The 16,113-nt window shown below is 60.4% G+C and carries 18 protein-coding genes and 1 pseudogene; 11 read left to right on the forward strand and 8 right to left on the reverse strand.

Annotation, left to right across the window (positions count from 1 at the left end; all coding sequences use genetic code 11):
* Positions 1-169: 169 nt before the first annotated feature.
* Both hemB and rpsT read right to left on the reverse strand, forming a co-directional pair.
* Positions 170-1,177 (reverse strand): porphobilinogen synthase, encoded by a 1,008-nt coding sequence (gene hemB / locus BQ17_RS12190; protein ID WP_089727430.1) that lies wholly within the window; start codon positions 1,175-1,177, stop codon positions 170-172.
* 237 nt (positions 1,178-1,414) lie between these two features.
* Positions 1,415-1,678 carry a 30S ribosomal protein S20 gene (rpsT, locus tag BQ17_RS12195; protein WP_089727433.1) on the reverse strand — a complete coding sequence of 88 codons (264 nt, stop codon included), beginning with the start codon at positions 1,676-1,678 and terminating at the stop codon, positions 1,415-1,417.
* 176 nt (positions 1,679-1,854) lie between these two features.
* On the opposite strand from rpsT, the gene dapF reads away from it, so the two are divergent.
* The 10 genes from dapF to BQ17_RS23420 all read left to right on the forward strand — a co-directional run bounded on the left by dapF (position 1,855) and on the right by BQ17_RS23420 (position 9,178).
* The gene (gene dapF, locus BQ17_RS12200; protein ID WP_089727435.1) at positions 1,855-2,685 is read left to right on the forward strand and encodes a diaminopimelate epimerase; all 831 of its coding nucleotides are present in this window, start codon (positions 1,855-1,857) and stop codon (positions 2,683-2,685) included.
* Complete coding sequence (locus tag BQ17_RS12205) at positions 2,682-3,371, forward strand: DUF484 family protein (protein ID WP_089727437.1); 690 nt, start codon at positions 2,682-2,684, stop codon at positions 3,369-3,371. Before dapF ends, BQ17_RS12205 begins: the two co-directional genes overlap by 4 nt.
* Positions 3,364-4,287: a tyrosine recombinase XerC gene (gene xerC / locus BQ17_RS12210; RefSeq protein ID WP_089727439.1), complete on the forward strand. Its 924-nt coding sequence runs from the start codon at positions 3,364-3,366 to the stop codon at positions 4,285-4,287. Before BQ17_RS12205 ends, xerC begins: the two co-directional genes overlap by 8 nt.
* A gap of 108 nt (positions 4,288-4,395) precedes the next feature.
* Entirely contained in the window at positions 4,396-4,989 is a 594-nt protein-coding gene (locus BQ17_RS12215) for a hypothetical protein (protein ID WP_089727441.1), read from the forward strand.
* Between the two features lie 321 nt (positions 4,990-5,310).
* On the forward strand, positions 5,311-5,859 hold the full coding sequence (gene hslV / locus BQ17_RS12220) for an ATP-dependent protease subunit HslV (protein WP_089727443.1): 549 nt from the start codon (positions 5,311-5,313) through the stop codon (positions 5,857-5,859).
* Between the two features lie 92 nt (positions 5,860-5,951).
* Positions 5,952-7,286: an ATP-dependent protease ATPase subunit HslU gene (gene hslU / locus BQ17_RS12225; RefSeq protein ID WP_089727445.1), complete on the forward strand. Its 1,335-nt coding sequence runs from the start codon at positions 5,952-5,954 to the stop codon at positions 7,284-7,286.
* A gap of 31 nt (positions 7,287-7,317) precedes the next feature.
* On the forward strand, positions 7,318-7,677 hold the full coding sequence (locus tag BQ17_RS12230) for a gamma-butyrobetaine hydroxylase family protein (RefSeq protein WP_089727447.1): 360 nt from the start codon (positions 7,318-7,320) through the stop codon (positions 7,675-7,677).
* A 248-nt stretch (positions 7,678-7,925) separates the two neighbouring features.
* Positions 7,926-8,480, forward strand: a complete 555-nt coding sequence (locus BQ17_RS12235) for a pepsin/retropepsin-like aspartic protease family protein (protein WP_256091571.1) — start codon at positions 7,926-7,928, stop codon at positions 8,478-8,480.
* Positions 8,481-8,661: 181 nt separating this feature from the next.
* Positions 8,662-8,943 carry a type II toxin-antitoxin system Phd/YefM family antitoxin gene (locus BQ17_RS12240; RefSeq protein ID WP_089727449.1) on the forward strand — a complete coding sequence of 94 codons (282 nt, stop codon included), beginning with the start codon at positions 8,662-8,664 and terminating at the stop codon, positions 8,941-8,943.
* On the forward strand, positions 8,936-9,178 hold the full coding sequence (locus BQ17_RS23420; protein ID WP_089727451.1) for a type II toxin-antitoxin system RelE/ParE family toxin: 243 nt from the start codon (positions 8,936-8,938) through the stop codon (positions 9,176-9,178). Before BQ17_RS12240 ends, BQ17_RS23420 begins: the two co-directional genes overlap by 8 nt.
* 25 nt (positions 9,179-9,203) lie before the next feature.
* On the opposite strand, the pseudogene BQ17_RS24205 reads toward BQ17_RS23420, so the two are convergent.
* The 5 genes and pseudogenes from BQ17_RS24205 to BQ17_RS12270 form a co-directional block, all read right to left on the reverse strand.
* Positions 9,204-9,317: pseudogene (locus tag BQ17_RS24205) on the reverse strand (hypothetical protein); the annotation flags it as partial.
* Entirely contained in the window at positions 9,295-9,525 is a 231-nt protein-coding gene (locus tag BQ17_RS12255) for an AbrB/MazE/SpoVT family DNA-binding domain-containing protein (protein ID WP_176722407.1), read from the reverse strand. The pseudogene BQ17_RS24205 and the gene BQ17_RS12255, both read right to left, overlap by 23 nt.
* Positions 9,526-9,790: 265 nt before the next feature.
* The gene (locus BQ17_RS12260; protein ID WP_089727466.1) at positions 9,791-10,624 is read right to left on the reverse strand and encodes a LabA-like NYN domain-containing protein; all 834 of its coding nucleotides are present in this window, start codon (positions 10,622-10,624) and stop codon (positions 9,791-9,793) included.
* 311 nt (positions 10,625-10,935) lie between these two features.
* Complete coding sequence (gene acs / locus BQ17_RS12265) at positions 10,936-12,882, reverse strand: acetate--CoA ligase (RefSeq protein ID WP_089727457.1); 1,947 nt, start codon at positions 12,880-12,882, stop codon at positions 10,936-10,938.
* Positions 12,883-12,986: 104 nt separating this feature from the next.
* On the reverse strand, positions 12,987-13,670 hold the full coding sequence (locus BQ17_RS12270) for an exonuclease domain-containing protein (RefSeq protein WP_089727460.1): 684 nt from the start codon (positions 13,668-13,670) through the stop codon (positions 12,987-12,989).
* 263 nt (positions 13,671-13,933) lie between these two features.
* Between BQ17_RS12270 and folE2 the strand changes: the two genes are divergently transcribed.
* Positions 13,934-14,776 carry a GTP cyclohydrolase FolE2 gene (folE2, locus tag BQ17_RS12275; RefSeq protein WP_089727462.1) on the forward strand — a complete coding sequence of 281 codons (843 nt, stop codon included), beginning with the start codon at positions 13,934-13,936 and terminating at the stop codon, positions 14,774-14,776.
* Positions 14,777-15,767: 991 nt separating this feature from the next.
* Here folE2 and BQ17_RS22705 read toward each other — a convergent pair.
* On the reverse strand, positions 15,768-16,113 hold a 346-nt coding region (locus BQ17_RS22705; RefSeq protein ID WP_500784423.1), incomplete at its 5' end, for a hypothetical protein.

Below are 16,113 nucleotides of genomic sequence, written 5' to 3' on the forward strand. Positions count from 1 at the left end.
CGACGCAGGAGGGATCTTTTCCCACAACCAACGCCAAATAACCCCGGACCGCGCCCGGACCGGCACGGCGCCGAACGTGGCGTAACGCAACCCGACGCTCGGATCCATTTTAACCAGACAGCCTCTTAATATATGGAAACCGTCGGTTAGGGTTAACTGTCAACAGGACCTAAAGCCAGCGGGCAACATCCTTCGCGTAGTAAGTCAGGATAGCGTCCGCCCCGGCACGTTTGATACAGATCAGGGCCTCGAGGACGACGGCCTGTTCTTCCAACCAGCCGTTCCGGCTCGCGGCCTTGAGCATGGCGTACTCGCCGCTGACCTGGTACACAAAGGTCGGGGCCCCGAAGCGGTCCTTGACGCGTCGGACCAGGTCCAGATAAGGCATGCCGGGCTTGATCATGACCATGTCGGCCCCTTCGCGCAGATCCAGGGCCACCTCACGCATAGCCTCATCGCCGTTGGCCGGATCCATCTGGTAGCTGTATTTGTTGCCACTGCCCAGGCTGGCGGCGGAGCCCACGGCAGCGCGGAAAGGGCCGTAGAAGCCGGAGGCGTACTTGGCCGAATAGGCCAGGATGCGCGTGTGGATTCTGCCCGCTTCCTCCAGAGCCACACGGATGGCGCCGATGCGCCCGTCCATCATGTCCGAGGGCGCAACCACGTCCGCCCCAGCCTCGGCGTGGGACAGGGCTTGGCGGATGAGCACCTCCACCGTCTCATCATTCAGGACATAGCCGGTCTCGTCGATGAGACCGTCCTGGCCGTGGGTGGTAAAGGGGTCCAAAGCCACGTCCGTGATCACACCCAGGTCCGGCAAGGCCTCCTTCAGGGCCCGCACGGCCCGCTGGGCCAGTCCGTCGGGATTGTAGGCCTCACGGGCATCCTCGGATTTGGCCGCCGCCGGGGTGACGGGAAACAGCGCCATGGCCGGGATGCCCAGGGTCTGGAGCTCCCAGGCCTCTTCCACCAGCAGGTCGATGCTCAGCCGCTCCACCCCTGGCATGGAGGCTACGGGCTCCCGCCGGTTGGTCCCCTCCAGGACGAATACCGGGTAGATCAGATCATCCGGTGTCAAATGTGTCTCCCGCATCAACCGGCGGGAGAAATCATCGCGGCGCATGCGACGCATACGAGTCACGGGATAACTAGTACCCCGTTCCGCCTTATTTTGCATTCTCAGACCCAAAGCAATTCTGAATTATTTGGTGTTGTCAGGAGGGAAAAGATCCCTCCTGCGTCGGGACAGGGTTTGACGTGTTGCGTTCGACGCACCAAGGCCCGCTGATCGTCTGCTCGATCAGTGCCAGCGTCTTAACGCAACCTACACCCATATTATCCCCCGCGTGGCCTGCACGCAGGGTGTCCACCGCCTCACAGCAAAGAAAAACCGGCGTGGAAGCCGGCTTTTCCATCAGGGCATGGCCTTGATATCGGCGTTGAACCGCCGCTTGTGCCGGGCCGCCTTGTTACGGTGGATGAGCCCCTTGCCAACCGCACTGTCGATGACCGGAACGGCCGCCTTGAAGGCATCCGCCGCGGCCTGCTTGTCGCCTGCCTGGATGGGCCTGACGACCTTCTTTATAGCAGTGCGCATCGCACTGCGAAAAGACGCGTTATGCCGACGGCGCTGCTCCGCCTGGCGGGCACGCTTTCGAGCTTGGGATGAATTGGCCAAACTGAAGGCTCCTTCGGATATTCTATGCTATAGAAGTAAACTAAACATTTTCTAAGAGGCTGTCACAGATTGTCAACCTTTCGCCTTGTCCACCCAGGGTGAGTGCGTATAAAATTCTTCCAAGGAGTAAACGATTTCAGTTTCTTATATGCTGATTTGCAGGTTCATTTCAGGAAATGGGTTTGCGTTTTACTAAAATGCACGGATTAGGCAACGACTTCGTCGTCTTCGATACCCTTCGCCAGAGGGTCATGCCGACACCCGAGCTTTGCCGCCGGCTGGCGGACCGGCACTTCGGCGTCGGCTGCGATCAGATCCTGCTGGTAGAGCAACCCCGCAGCCCAGCCATGGACTTCTACTACCGGATCTTCAACGCCGACGGTTCGGAGGTGGAGCAGTGCGGCAACGGCGCCCGCTGCTTTGCCCGTTTCGTCACCGACAAGGGCCTCACCGCCAAGCGCGTGCTCTGTGTAGGCACAGCGGTCGGGGACATTAGGCTCTATCTGGAGGAAGATGGCCTGGTGCGGGTGGACATGGGCGTGCCCAGGTTCGAGCCCGAGCGTATCCCCTTTGTCGCGGACGCCGCTGCCGAACATTACCCGCTGGAGGTCGAAGGTGGGACGCTGGACATCGGCGCGGTCTCCATGGGCAATCCCCATGCGGTGCTCCGGGTCGAGGACCTCGCGGCCACCCCGGTCCCGACGCTCGGTGCCCTGATAGAAAGCCATGCGCGTTTCCCGCGGCGGGTGAATGCCGGGTTCATGCAGGTCCTGGATGCGAGCAATATCCGACTGCGTGTTTATGAACGAGGTGTGGGTGAGACCCTGGCCTGCGGCACGGGTGCCTGCGCCGCGGTCGCGGTGGGACGCCGTTGGGGACTGCTTGCCGAGCGGGTGCGGGTGAACCTGCCGGGCGGAGAATTGGTGATAGAGTGGCCGGATGAATCCGGGACCATCTGGATGACGGGACCGGCCGTGAGCGTCTTTGAGGGGGAATTCGAGCCATGACTACCCGGCGGGTGGAGGAGGACCGCGGTCCTGCGGAGATCATCGCCGAGGATGCGGTCGCCGAGTATCTTGCGGCACACCCGGAGTTCTTCGAGCGCCATCCGGACCTGGTGGCCGAGCTGCGGGTGCCCCATGCGGCCGGGCAGGCCGTATCCCTGATCGAACACCAGGTAGGGGTATTGCGCGGTCAGCTCCGGACCGAGCGACGGCGGCTTGTCCAGCTGATTGCGCGGGCCCGGAATTTCGAGGCCCTGTCCGTACGGCTTCACGACCTGTCCCTGCGGCTTATCGCCGCTCAAGACCCGGAGCAGGTAGAAGCAGTACTGCGCGAGGCCCTGTGTCGGCAGTTCGACACCGAGGCAGTGACCCTGAAGCTGTTTCCCCTGGAATCCGACGACTCCGATTCGGACCCGAAGGTCGCAGCCTTCATTCAATTCCTCGACCGGGAGCGCTCCCTATGCGGCCCCCTGGACCCTGAGCACAACGGCATTCTCTTCGGCGAGCAAGGCGGGGCCATCGGCTCGGCCGCCCTCATCCCGATACGTATGGATGGCCGTTCCGGTGTCTTGGCCATCGGCAGCCATGATCGCGGGCGTTTCGGCACGGACATGGGCACCGACCTCCTCGACCGTTTGGGAGAAATCGTCAGCCAAAAATTACGCACCTTGCACCGAATCGATGGCTGAATCGATCGCTGAGCCTGGGCTTGAAGACTTGCTCGCAGCCTTCTTACAACACCTGGCCCACGAGCGTCAGCTATCCGACCACACCCTGAGCAGCTACCGTCGCGACCTCACGCGCTTTCGCGATTGGCTCCGGGGCGCAAGGACAGACCCCTGGAAGCGACTCGACCAACAGACGGTCCGCAGCTACGTCGCCTGGCGCCACCGCGGCGGCGTCTCCGGAAAGACGCTGCAAAGAGAGCTGGCTGCCCTACGTAGCTTCTATCGCTATCTGTTGCGGGAAGGGGTAGTGGACCGGAACCCGGCCCAGGGGGTGCGTGCCCCCAAGGCGGCTCGTAAGCTGCCCACTACCCTGGACGCGGATCAGCTCTGTAGCCTGCTCGACCAACCGGATGCCGAGCCGTTGATGCTGCGGGACACGGCCATGATCGAGCTCTTCTACTCTTCCGGGCTGCGGTTGGCAGAACTGGTCGCCATCGATATCGGGGACATCGATGGGGACGATGCTACCCTGGAGGTCACGGGTAAGGGGGCAAAGACCAGGCGGGTGCCCGTGGGAAACCAGGCCCTCAAGGCCATCGGCCGCTGGCTGAAGGTGCGAGGCAACTACGCGGCAACGGACCAGAAGGCCCTGTTCGTCAGCCGGCGCGGCAATCGCATCCATCCGCGCACGGTGCAACAGCGATTGCAGCACTGGGCTCTGGCGCGGGGGGCCACGCGCAATCTCCACCCCCACCTGTTGCGCCACTCGTTTGCAAGCCACCTGCTAGAGTCCTCCGGAGACCTGCGCGCGGTACAAGAGCTCCTGGGCCACTCGGATATAGGCACCACCCAGATCTACACCCACCTGGATTTCCAACACCTGGCCCAGGTCTATGACCAGGCCCACCCGCGGGCGAGAAAAAAAGATTCCCATTAATCGAAAAGCAAGCTACAGGCGCTCCCTCGGGAGCGAAAAGACCTCGTTCCCCATCGCGGTGAAGCGAAGGGTATACTTGATCGCATCTCCCCTGCATCCACCGATACTATGAATCTTGCCGCAGAAGACATCGCGTTCATCAAGGACCACCTGGGCGAATGGCTCGCTGAGCAATCCTTAAGCAAACCGCCGGCGGTCTACGAGATCGAGCTGCGCGAGCGAATACTGCGCGTCGAAGAAGAACTCAAGCACCAGCGCGAGCTGCTCAAGACCATCCTGGAGCAGATGGACAAGCGCTTTGTTGCCCTCGACAAACGCTTCGAGACCCTCGACAAACGCTTCGAGGCTGTCGACAAACGCTTCGAGGCTGTCAACAAGCATCTCGATGTTTTACGCAACGAGATGGACAAGCGCTTCGAGCTCATGCAGGAGGAGATGAACCGACGCTTCGCTGCCATCGACAAGCGTTTCGAAATCATGCAGGAAGAGATGAACCGGCGCTTTGAAGCCGTTGACAAACGCTTTGAGGCCGTCGACAAGCACTTTGCGACTGTTGACAAGCGCTTCGAGACCCTGCAGAACGAGATGAATAAGCGTTTCGAGGGACTGACCAGGCGTATCGACCGCTTCATGATGTGGTCCTATGCCACCACCCTGACCGTGGGTGGTCTTATCGTGACCATACTCAAGCTATGGCCCTGAGTCGAAAGACTTGAGTCGAAAAATCGGCCGCAAGATCCGGGGAATGGATCGACCGGACCCCTTCGGCAGATGTTCAGGTATCCTTTTTTGAGGGAACCTTGAATTTTTGGTAGTGGTTAAGGTTTAAATGGAAACATCGCCGCTAGCAGTGTGTCGGGCACGCCACGCATTGCACCCCCTCTCCCTCTGGGAGAGGACCGGGGAGAGGGGATCAAACAAGAAATGGGGCGTGGTTAATGAGCCCCTCTACGCTAAACCACTTAAAAATTTACCACTACCGAATTTTTCAAGATACCCTTGAGGCGAGCAGAACAGGCAGCGATGGAAACATTTCACGGCACAACCATCCTTTCTGTCCGGCGCAGCGGGCAGGTGGTCATCGGCGGTGACGGCCAGGTGTCCATGGGGCAGACGGTAATCAAGGGCAATGCGCGTAAGGTACGCCGACTCTACAAAGAGCGGGTATTGGCCGGATTTGCCGGGGCCACGGCAGACGCCTTCACACTATTCGAGCGTTTCGAGGGCAAGCTGGAAAAGCACCAGGGTCACCTCACCCGCTCAGCGGTGGAGCTGGCGAAGGATTGGCGTACCGATCGCATGCTGCGGCGCCTTGAGGCCCTGTTATGCGTAGCGGATACCACAACCTCGCTGATCATCTCCGGCACCGGAGATGTGATTGAGCCGGAACAGGATCTGATGGCCATCGGCTCCGGCGGGTCTTTCGCCCAGGCGGCGGCCAGGGCGCTGCTTGACAGCACCGAGCTCGGCGCCCGCGAAATCGTCGAGCGGGCGCTCGGCATCGCCGCCGACATCTGCGTCTACACCAACCATCGGTTGGTGTTGGAAGAGCTATCCGCGGCAGTGGGATAAGCCGCACACCTCATCTCCGGATCAAAAAGATTCCTTCCAGGTTACGCACCACTTGGTGGCGCTAACGCGATCTTAAGCATTTTTGAGTACTCATGTCGGACATCACCCCCAAACGCATCGTAGCCGAGCTCGACAAGCACATCATCGGCCAAGAAGAAGCCAAGCGCGCGGTTGCCGTCGCCCTGCGCAACCGCTGGCGGCGAGCACAGATAGAAGAGCCCCTACGCACCGAGATCACGCCCAAGAACATCCTCATGATCGGACCCACGGGTGTGGGTAAGACCGAGATCGCGCGCCGCCTGGCCAAGCTCGCTGACGCCCCTTTCATCAAGGTGGAGGCGACCAAATTCACGGAGGTCGGCTACGTGGGCCGGGACGTGGAATCCATCATCCGGGAGCTGGTGGACGCGGCGGTGAAGATGGCCCGAGAGCAGGAGCTGGATAAGGTGGCGACCCAGGCCGAGGCTGCCGCCGAAGAGCGGGTCCTGGAAGTCCTGCTGCCCCCGCCCACCAACTTCGAAGAAGACAGCCGTTCCGGCGGCCCCTCCCCGGTGACCCGGGAAAAATTCCGCGACAAGCTGCGCCGTGGTGACCTGGACGAAAAAGAGATCGAGATTCAGGTCAGCGCCACCCCCATTGGGGTAGAGATCATGGCCCCACCCGGCATGGAAGAGATGACCAACCAGCTCCAGGGACTGTTCCAGAACCTGGGCCAGGGCCGTACCAGGCGGCGCAAGCTGAAGATCCGCGACGCCCTCAAGCTGCTCAGCGACGAGGAAGCGGCCAAGCGCATCAACGACGAGGACCTCAAGCTGCGCGCAGTGGAGAGCGTGGAACAGAACGGCATCGTCTTTCTGGACGAGCTCGACAAGGTCACCAAGCGTTCCGAGCACACCAGCGGCGCGGATATCTCGCGCGAGGGCGTGCAGCGGGATCTGCTCCCGCTGGTCGAAGGCTGCACCGTCTCCTCCAAGTACGGCTCCGTGCGCACGGATCACATCCTGTTCATCGCCTCCGGGGCCTTCCACCTGGCCAAGCCCTCGGATCTGATCCCCGAGCTCCAGGGCCGACTCCCGATCCGCGTCGAGCTCAAGGCACTCACCACGGAAGACTTCGTCCGCATCCTGACCGAGCCGGACGCCTCCCTGACCGATCAGTACAAGGCCCTGATGGGGACCGAAGGCGTCAGCCTGGACTTTACCCAAGACGGCATTCGGCGGATCGCCGAGACCGCCTGGCAGGTCAATGAACGCACCGAGAACATCGGGGCGCGGCGCCTGCACACGGTCCTCGAACGGCTGTTGGAGGACGTCTCCTTCCATGCCGCCGACCTCGACCGGGTCACGGTCACCGTGGACGCGGCCTATGTGGACCAGCATCTCTCGGAGCTGGCGGCGGATGAGGACCTGTCGCGGTATATCCTTTAGAAAGTTTAGAAATCGCAAACCGGAGACGAACATGCCCGTACCCACCGAGCTCAACCTGCACCGCCAATCCCGGGTGTTGGAGATCACCTTCGACGACGGCACCCACTTCAACCTGCCCTGCGAGTACCTGCGCGTCTACTCCCCCTCGGCGGAGGTCCAAGGCCACGGGCCGGGCCAGCGGGTGCTCCAGCTCGACAAAGAAGAGGTCGCCATCGAGAAGATCGAGCCGGTAGGCAACTACGCCGTCCGCCCGCACTTCGACGACACCCACAACACCGGGATCTATTCCTGGGACTACCTGTATAACCTCGGCACCAACCAGGAGGCCTGGTGGAAAGAATACCTGGACGAGCTGGAGAAAGCGGGGCACCAGCGTAAGAAGCCCTCATGAAGGGTCCCATCAGACCGCGCTGCTTAAGCCGGCGCACTTCGCCTTTCGCTTTTGATCCGCAGATTACGCAGATTCGCGCAGATTTCTTGAGAAGACTATGCACCAGCCCGTAGGATGGGCAAAGCAAGCACCCATCAGGATGGTTTATAAGTCGTGGTCATTCCCCGGAGGTTTCCGAGCCGTGACGGTCGGTAGACTGCACCGAGCGCAGCGTGCCCATCAAAGTGAGCTGGGGTGGGAGATAAAATATGGGTCATGTCGTTGCACAAATCGAACTCAGTAATCCCAAAGAACCGGATCTGGTCCCCATCAGAACCGAGGCATTGGCTGACGCGGGTTCACTTATACTCTGTATACCCGAGCATTTGGCTTTACAGCTGAAGCTTGAAACGGAATCGGAGCGGGAAGTCTCCGTAGCCGACGGCCGGAAGAAGAATGTCCCCTATGTCGGGCCGGTCTGTGTGGATTTTGGAAACAGGTTTTGTTACGTCGGTGCCCTGGTACTTGGAGACGAGGTATTACTGGGTGCAGTCCCTATGGAAGATATGGATCTGGTCGTATCCCCGAGCCGGCGAGAGATTACACCTGATCCGGCAAGCCCGAATATTCCACATGCCCGAGTAAAATCGGTATACGAATCACGCGAATCCACACGCATCTTCATGCGAGTTGATTTTAAGTCGATAGGCTGGGTCGAGGAACGAGACCCAGCAAATCAAGCTTGTCTATTTAAGCTGGGTTTCGTTCCTCAACCCAGCCTACCCCTTACTCTGGCTGACAGCCCTTTTTTAGACAGTCTCTAAGTCGGTTACGCTAGGTCCTACAGGTTCCTTTTGAATCCGCAGATTATGCAGATTTCCACAGATGAAAAACGAAACAATCTGTGGAAATCTGCGTAATCTGCGGATAGAAAAATCTTGATTTGCCTGGCAACTTGCCTGCACTGAGTCAAACCGAATTCAGATCGAATTTAAGAGACTCAGGATGGAATCCGTCATCAGCCTCAGCGAGTTCAAGTCCGACGCCAGCCGGTTGCTACGGGAGATACAGGAAGGGTCGGAATCTCTCGTATTGACCCAAAACGGCAAGGCGCGGGCCGTGGTGGAGGATTACGATACGCATCGGCGTCGCCAGGAAGCCTTGCTGCTGCTCAAACTTATGGTCCAGGGCGAGGTCGACGTTCAACGCGGTAAGCTGACGGCGCAAGACAAGGTCTTCTCAACCTTGCGTGACCGTTTGGCGAGAAACCAAGTCGAGAATGGTTGAATACGCTGTTCTATGGACAGACACGGCGCGCGGGGATTTGGAAGCCATCATCTATTACATCGCCGAGGACAGCCTGCAGAACGCACTCACGATCCTCGACCGGCTTGAAACCAAGGCATCCACCTTGGCGACCGATCCCCGGCGGGGACGCACAGTCCCGGAGCTTCGGTCCCTGGATTCGCGTCGCTGTAGGAATAGGCGTTTCTCAGGCGTGGATTGCACAGGGAGCGCCTGAGCTCTTCGAGGATAATCGGCGAGAAATGCAGGGCATAAGCGCCTTCTTCAGCCAGCGCTACAACCCGCCCCGGTACACTATCCGGGAACAGAAAGGCGCTGACCAGCACAGAGGTGTCAACGATGGTGCTCCGCAGCATAGGCTTTGCGTTCCTGATCGACGACGGCCAGGATTTCTGTTTCCTGTTCCGGGGAAGGCTCGCGGCTGCCGATACTCACCGGGCGCAAAAGGATGCCTTCGCTCGTGAGTTCGGCTTCCAGATAGTCGCCTTCGGCCAGATGGGCAGCATCTTTGATCTGGCGCGGCAAGGTGATCTGCGCCGCCCGCTGGACTTTGACAAGCGCCATGGGTTGCTCCCTTGGATCATGGGTATTATTGAGGCTATCCATAGCAATTTCCGAATTTTGTAAGGTTCCGGATGGATTCCAGACTGCTAATGTTAGACAGTGGCATCTGGTGTTCTTCGGCGTATTTCCGAAGTGCGCGGTTGACCGCTTCCGAATCTGGAAACAGCTTACGCAAATCAGAGGCTATAAGCACAAGATTAGTGCTTTATGGCGGAGCCTCCCTGCCCCATCCGACTACCTCGAATCCTTAAAGGCCCTCCGGCCGTCAGCGATTAATGGAAAACGCCAAGCGCACATTGTTGGCGACCAGGCCGTCGTCCTTTTGCTCGCTCTCGCTGAGATAGAACTCGAAGATGGTCTCGCGACTCATCAGCATTTCTTCCGTCACTTCATCGGCTACCTCGTTGGCGTGACAGAAGACGCTGGTATAGGGGGAGTCCGGCTCGCGCGGATCCGTGACCCACAAGTTGGGTGAGATGCGGTTGACGATCCGCATAAAGCCGTAACCCTTGTCGAAGAACCACTTGGTGCATATGCCGCGCACGCAGGAACCGGACTGACCCCATTCGTTGCGGGGCTCATAGGAGACGGGCAGCAGGTCAGGGATCAGAAAACCGGGGTAAAAGGTGTCGACTGTTTGTTGAAGCTGGCGCGAGACGTTCTTGAAGCCGATCAGCTCCACCCGACAACCGACGTTCTGGAGGGCATTGACCACCTGCAGGAAATCCCCGTCTCCCGTGACCAGCAGCACTTGGTCCAGATTGCGTGCCTGCAACATGGCGTCCACGGCCATGTCCAGGTCCGCGTTGGCCTTGGTGGTGACATTGCCGTTTTCGTCCGTGTAACGGCGCACCTGCTTGACCGTGATCTTCCATCCGAAATCCCGCACCATCTGTTGATAGATCCTGGACTTCTTGGCGTAATCCGGGTCTTCCCTGGCGCGCTCCGAATCGAAGGCCAAATAGGTGTTGAGCCGCTGCAGATGCCCCCCTTCACGGGCCGCGAAGCGGCGCAGCACGTCATAGCGCATCTGATAGCCACCGTTGTACCTGACGTTTTCAGCATCGACGAATACGCCGACTCGTAGATTGGAACTCAAGAGATAAACCTCACTTAAGTAATTGATGATTACAGGTTCTCGGTCCATCATCCAAACTAAAAGATGATACCTATCCGATCGCATCACCGATCGCATAGGCAGTCCACGCGAAGTCGAACCTTTGACTTCGCGGGTTGAAAAATCTCATGGCAAGCGTTCTTCATGGATCCATATCGCTTCTCTCCAAATGCGGGGGGTGGGAAATGTTATCAAGGGTCCCGATGCCCCGGCTTGGTCCCGATCCGGAATTTCGGATCCACATCACAAAAGACCAAACCCACCCCGGTATCGAATTCGGCGAACCGTGATACCTAACGGCCGGCCCGGTTGTCGATCAGATCGCTGACCACGGCAGGATCGGCAAGGGTAGAGGTATCGCCCAGGGTGTCGATCTCGTCGGCTGCGATTTTACGCAGGATCCTGCGCATGATCTTGCCCGATCTGGTTTTCGGAAGGCCGGGGGCCCATTGGATAACATCCAGGGTAGCGATGGGACCGATCTCGCGTCGGACCAACGCCGTCAGCTCCTTTTTCAGATTATCGCTCGGCTCTACATCGGCCATAGGGGTTACATAGGCGTAGATGCCCTGGCCCTTGATGTCATGCGGGTAGCCGACGACGGCGGCTTCCGCTATCTGAGGGTGCAGCACCAGGGCGGACTCGATCTCGGCGGTGCCCAGCCGGTGCCCGGAAACGTTCAGCACGTCGTCGATGCGGCCGGTGATCCAATAATAGCCGTCCTCGTCGCGGCGTGCCCCGTCACCGGTAAAGTAATAGCCTGGGTACTGCGTGAAGTAGGTCGCCGTGAAGCGCGCGTGATCGCCGTAGACGGTGCGCATGATAGCCGGCCAGGGTCGGGTGATGACCAAAGCACCTTCCCCCGCACCCTCGATCAGGGTGCCGTCGGCGACCTCCACCAGGGCCGGCACGACACCGAAGAAGGGCCGCGAGGCGGAACCCGGCTTGAGCGCAGTCGCACCGGGCAAAGGCGTAATCAGGTGGCCGCCGGTCTCGGTCTGCCACCAGGTGTCGACGATGGGGCAGCGCCCATCACCCACGACCCGGTAGTACCACTCCCAGGCCTCGGGGTTGATGGGCTCGCCCACGGTGCCGAGGATGCGCAACGACTTGCGGGAGGTCTTCTTGACGGGCCCCTCGCCGGCACGCATCAGGGCGCGGATGGCGGTGGGGGCGGTATAGAAGATGGCGACATTGTGCTTGTCCACGACCTGCCAGAAGCGGGAGGCATCCGGGTAGTTGGGGAGACCCTCGAACATGAGCGAGCTGGCCCCGTTGGCCAGGGGTCCGTAAAGGATATAGGTGTGGCCGGTGACCCAACCGACATCCGCGGTGCACCAGTAGACCTCCCCCTCCCGGTAGTCGAAGGCGTATTTGTGGGTGATGGCGGCGAAGACCAGGTAGCCGCCCGTGGTGTGCAGCACGCCCTTGGGCTTGCCAGTGGAGCCGGAGGTGTAGAGGATGAACAGCGGGTCCTCGGCATCCATCGCTTGCGGCGGGCAGTCCTCTGAGGCGGTCGCCATGACCTCTTGGTACCAGATGTCACGGCCGTCGGTCCAGTCGGTCGTGCCGCCGGTGCGCCTTACCACGACGACGGTGCTCACATTCGGGCACTCGGCCAGGGCGGTATCCGCATGCTTCTTCAAGGGTACCGGACGCCCACCGCGGATCCCCTCGTCGGCGGTGATCAGGGTTCGACAATCGGAGTCCAGGATGCGGTCGCGCAGGGAATCGGGGGAGAAACCGCCGAAGACAACGGAGTGGACGGCGCCGATCCGCGCACAAGCCAGCATGGCGACCGCGGCCTCCGGAATCATCGGCATATAGATGCAGACCCGGTCGCCCTTCCTGACGCCGCGGGATTTGAGCACGTTTCCCAGTCTGCACACCTGCCCGTACAATTCACGATAGGTCAGCCGACGGTCCTCCGCCGGGTCATCGCCTTCCCAAACGATGGCCACCTGATCGCCGCGGGTGCCCAGGTGGCGATCAAGACAATTGTAAGCCACATTCAACTGGCCGCCCTCGAACCATTTGATGTAGAGGTTGTCGGCGTCGAAGCTGTAATCGCTGACCCGGTCCCACTTTCTGCTCCAGGTTACGAACGTCTCGGCCTGCTCCGCCCAAAAACCCTCCGGATCAGTGACAGAACGTCGATACATCGCTGCGTACTTTTCGGCATCGATGTGGGCGTTGGCCGCAATCTCGGCTGGAATATCATGGACCTTGATCTCTGTCATGAGAGCCGTCTCCACTTTCGGTTGGTAGGATGCCTACAGCAATTCTGAAAAGAAACAGAAATTTTCATGCTAAACATTTGTCGCCGGTTTTGCCAGCCATTGCCTTACCAGGTCAAAAAATCCCGCAGGGGCACTCCTTTGCCGCGGTCCCGGTAAGACGCTTGAGCCAGGAACAGCTCGGCTGCGGCGAGGGCATCGCTCAAGGCATTGTGAGCCCCATAGCGGGGCAGATTGTAACGCTCGCCCAGGGCATGCAGACGCAGATCCGAATCCCTGAAGGCGATGTGGCGGCGCTCGAAGGTACGTTTGGCCAGCACCTGGGTGTCGATGACGGGTACCGGTAACCCGACCCCGTAGAGCCGTTGACAGATGGCGTTGAGGAAGCCCTTCTCCACTGTCGCATGGTGCGCGATCATCGCCTTTCCCGCCAGTCTTTTCAGTAGCTCCGCGAGCACATCGTCCAGGAGTTCCCCCCGTGCCGCCTGGTCGTCGGTGATCCGATGGACGATGGCGCTGGCCTCCGGGATGGCACGGGCGGTCCGCACCAGGCGATAGCAGGCAGCGCCAAGATCGATGCGGTTGTGCCGCACGCTCACCCAGCCCATGCTCAGGATGTCGTCTCGCTTCGGATCGAGCCCGGTGGTCTCGATGTCGACGGCGAGGAGCGCCAGATCCCGGTAGTCCATGGACGGCTTCGGGAAGGGCGTTTCCAGATAGTCCCGCAGCGGTCCGGCGGGGGTCCTGCGTAATGCCCAGCGGCGGCGCAGATTCAGGGTTAGGTGCAACATCAGGCTTCAGCGATCCTGGGTTATTTGGCGTTGATTATGGGAAAAGATTCCTCCAAACAACGCCAAATCATTCAGGATTGCTACTGCAACCCCCGCTGTGTTGCCCCAGGCCGCGTCGGCACGGATAATCATTTATTCGCCGTTCCTCGTCCAGCGGCGCTCGTAAAGAAACCCGACAAGCCCCATGTTTGATTCGTCCGGCCGGAACCTTAGCCTTAGGAGCATGCCTTAGCGTCGCCGCTTCCCGCTCCGAGGAATCAGTCATGGAGTCAGCCTTGAAGACAAGCCCCGCCACCCTGGCCATTGCCGACGTCCAGAGCAGTGCCGACAGCCGGCGCATTGCCATCGACAAGGTGGGCATCAAGGACATTCGATACCCCGTGCGGGTGTACGACCGGAGCAACGGTGAGCAACATACGGTAGCCAGCTTCAACATGTACGTGCATCTGCCCCATAACTTCAAGGGCACGCACATGTCCCGCTTCGTGCAGATCCTCAACGGCCACGAGCGGGAGCTCAGCGTCACCTCCTTCAAGGAAATGCTCCGTGAGATGGCCGAACACCTGGAATCCGAAGCAGGCCACATCGAGATGAGCTTCCCCTACTTCATCAACAAGACCGCCCCGGTCAGCGGCGTCCAGAGCCTGCTCGATTATGATGTGACCTTCATCGGTGAGATCCGCCACGGTAAACCCATAATGTACATCAAGGTGGTCGTACCCGTGACCAGCGTCTGTCCCTGCTCCAAGGAAATCTCCGACTATGGCGCGCACAACCAGCGTTCCCATGTTACGGTGCAGGTGCGCAGCAGGGGTTTCATTTGGATCGAGGAGCTCATCGAGCTAGTGGAGCAGGAGGCCTCCTGTGAGCTCTATGGTCTGCTCAAACGCCCGGACGAGAAACACGTCACCGAGCGTGCCTACAACAACCCCAAGTTCGTCGAAGACATGGTGCGGGACGTGGCCGGGAAGCTGAACCACGACGACCGGGTGGGCGCCTACCGCGTGGAATCGGAGAACTTTGAGTCCATCCACAACCACTCCGCCTACGCCCTGATCGAACGCGACAAGGACGCGGAGGCGCGGGTGGCGGAGGCCTCTCTTTGAACCGAATACCGGGCCTGGGGCGTGGCCCACCTATGGCAGGGACATTGCTATCCAATGTGATTACAAAACCGCGCATCATCGGCCTCCTGGCAATCCTGGTGGTCTGTTTTCTGATCTTGCGATCCGGGGATGAGCCTCCTGATTCCGGCAATCGGAGCGATAACGCGGGTTCCGCCGGCGACCGGCGGCCCCAACCCCGAACATCCGGTTTCCCGACCCCAAGCCACGATCACGGGATGGCCGGCCGGCCCGGCGCGCAAAGTGCCCCTCCGCGCTACGGCAGGCGGGGATTCTATCCCGAGCAACCCTACCCCGGCCTTGATCATGGTAACTACGGGGTCCCCGATCCATATGGCGACCCATACGGCTCGCAGATTCGCAGCCATACGGACGGTTACCGCTTCAGACCCTTGGCGGAGCAGGCGCAACGGCATCGGCAAGCACCCGATCCGGACCGACGCCGAGACCGCTATACAATGCCGCGCAACCCGCCTTCGCGATACCCAGCTCCCTCGCCGGAACAACCCCAACCAAATCCACCGATGCCCTATCCCTCCCAGCCCGCTTACACCGAGCATCCGTGGGAAATCTACAGCTTTCGACCCTTGGAGAAATCACCTGGGGCCCGGGGCCGCTGGCAAGGGCCATACGGACAGCCCGGCCAGCACATCGATCCATATTCCGCGGACCCACGGTCACCGTCACCCCCCCCCCAATGGGGATCGACGCCGCCGTCTCAGCGTATGTACCCCAGTCTCTCCCCAGACCCCGACCGCCGGTTGACCACGCGGATCGGGTCGGGCTGACGGGATTGCGCCCGTCAGCCCTCCCACACCACCGGACCTGCGGTTTTCCGCATCCGGCGGTTGAGCCCAGCAGGCTTAGAGGCTGTCTAAAAACTAAGCCATTGATTTTAAATCGGTAGGCTGGGTCGAGGGACGAGACCCAGCCTACTCCTGACTCTGGTCTGCGGCCCTTTTTAGACAGCCTCTTAGCCTGCAAGCGTCCACGGTGGGGTGAACCCCTGGCGATTCAGCGTGGCGCCCTTTAGCGCTTGGTTGATGACGAGATGGCGCGCCATAAACCAGGCACCGCGTCGACAACCGGCAACCCCCAGCGTGTGTCCTCGCACGCCCAGGCGCCGCCGCGCATGGCGCCGTCCGTGGCGGTCGTGCCAGCGCCGCCAGAAGCACTTGCGCATGTGCCGCCTGATCCAACCCGAGCGGACGTGCACCTGGCGGCACCAATCGGCAGAGCCGAAGTCATTCCACCCTCCGTTGCTGTAGACTTGCCATTGCTTGCGCAGGTGCTCACGGGTGAGGCTTTGCCGGGCCTCC

The organism is Candidatus Thiosymbion oneisti (assembly GCF_900092655.1).
In the GTDB taxonomy this organism is placed as follows: Bacteria; Pseudomonadota; Gammaproteobacteria; order Chromatiales; family Chromatiaceae; genus Thiosymbion; species Thiosymbion oneisti.

What these genes read in the sequence shown, in the direction of transcription:
- hslU (WP_089727445.1), top strand. Translation starts at nt 5,952, where the DNA reads ATGTCGGACATCACCCCCAAACGCATCGTAGCCGAGCTCGACAAGCAC.
- dapF (WP_089727435.1), top strand. Translation starts at nt 1,855, where the DNA reads ATGGGTTTGCGTTTTACTAAAATGCACGGATTAGGCAACGACTTCGTC.
- BQ17_RS23420 (WP_089727451.1), top strand. Translation starts at nt 8,936, where the DNA reads ATGGTTGAATACGCTGTTCTATGGACAGACACGGCGCGCGGGGATTTG.
- BQ17_RS12255 (WP_176722407.1), bottom strand. Translation starts at nt 9,525, where the DNA reads ATGGCGCTTGTCAAAGTCCAGCGGGCGGCGCAGATCACCTTGCCGCGC.
- folE2 (WP_089727462.1), top strand. Translation starts at nt 13,934, where the DNA reads ATGGAGTCAGCCTTGAAGACAAGCCCCGCCACCCTGGCCATTGCCGAC.
- BQ17_RS12205 (WP_089727437.1), top strand. Translation starts at nt 2,682, where the DNA reads ATGACTACCCGGCGGGTGGAGGAGGACCGCGGTCCTGCGGAGATCATC.
- acs (WP_089727457.1), bottom strand. Translation starts at nt 12,882, where the DNA reads ATGACAGAGATCAAGGTCCATGATATTCCAGCCGAGATTGCGGCCAAC.
- BQ17_RS12270 (WP_089727460.1), bottom strand. Translation starts at nt 13,670, where the DNA reads ATGTTGCACCTAACCCTGAATCTGCGCCGCCGCTGGGCATTACGCAGG.
- hslV (WP_089727443.1), top strand. Translation starts at nt 5,311, where the DNA reads ATGGAAACATTTCACGGCACAACCATCCTTTCTGTCCGGCGCAGCGGG.
- hemB (WP_089727430.1), bottom strand. Translation starts at nt 1,177, where the DNA reads ATGCAAAATAAGGCGGAACGGGGTACTAGTTATCCCGTGACTCGTATG.
- BQ17_RS12235 (WP_256091571.1), top strand. Translation starts at nt 7,926, where the DNA reads ATGGGTCATGTCGTTGCACAAATCGAACTCAGTAATCCCAAAGAACCG.
- BQ17_RS12215 (WP_089727441.1), top strand. Translation starts at nt 4,396, where the DNA reads ATGAATCTTGCCGCAGAAGACATCGCGTTCATCAAGGACCACCTGGGC.
- BQ17_RS12230 (WP_089727447.1), top strand. Translation starts at nt 7,318, where the DNA reads ATGCCCGTACCCACCGAGCTCAACCTGCACCGCCAATCCCGGGTGTTG.
- BQ17_RS12240 (WP_089727449.1), top strand. Translation starts at nt 8,662, where the DNA reads ATGGAATCCGTCATCAGCCTCAGCGAGTTCAAGTCCGACGCCAGCCGG.
- xerC (WP_089727439.1), top strand. Translation starts at nt 3,364, where the DNA reads ATGGCTGAATCGATCGCTGAGCCTGGGCTTGAAGACTTGCTCGCAGCC.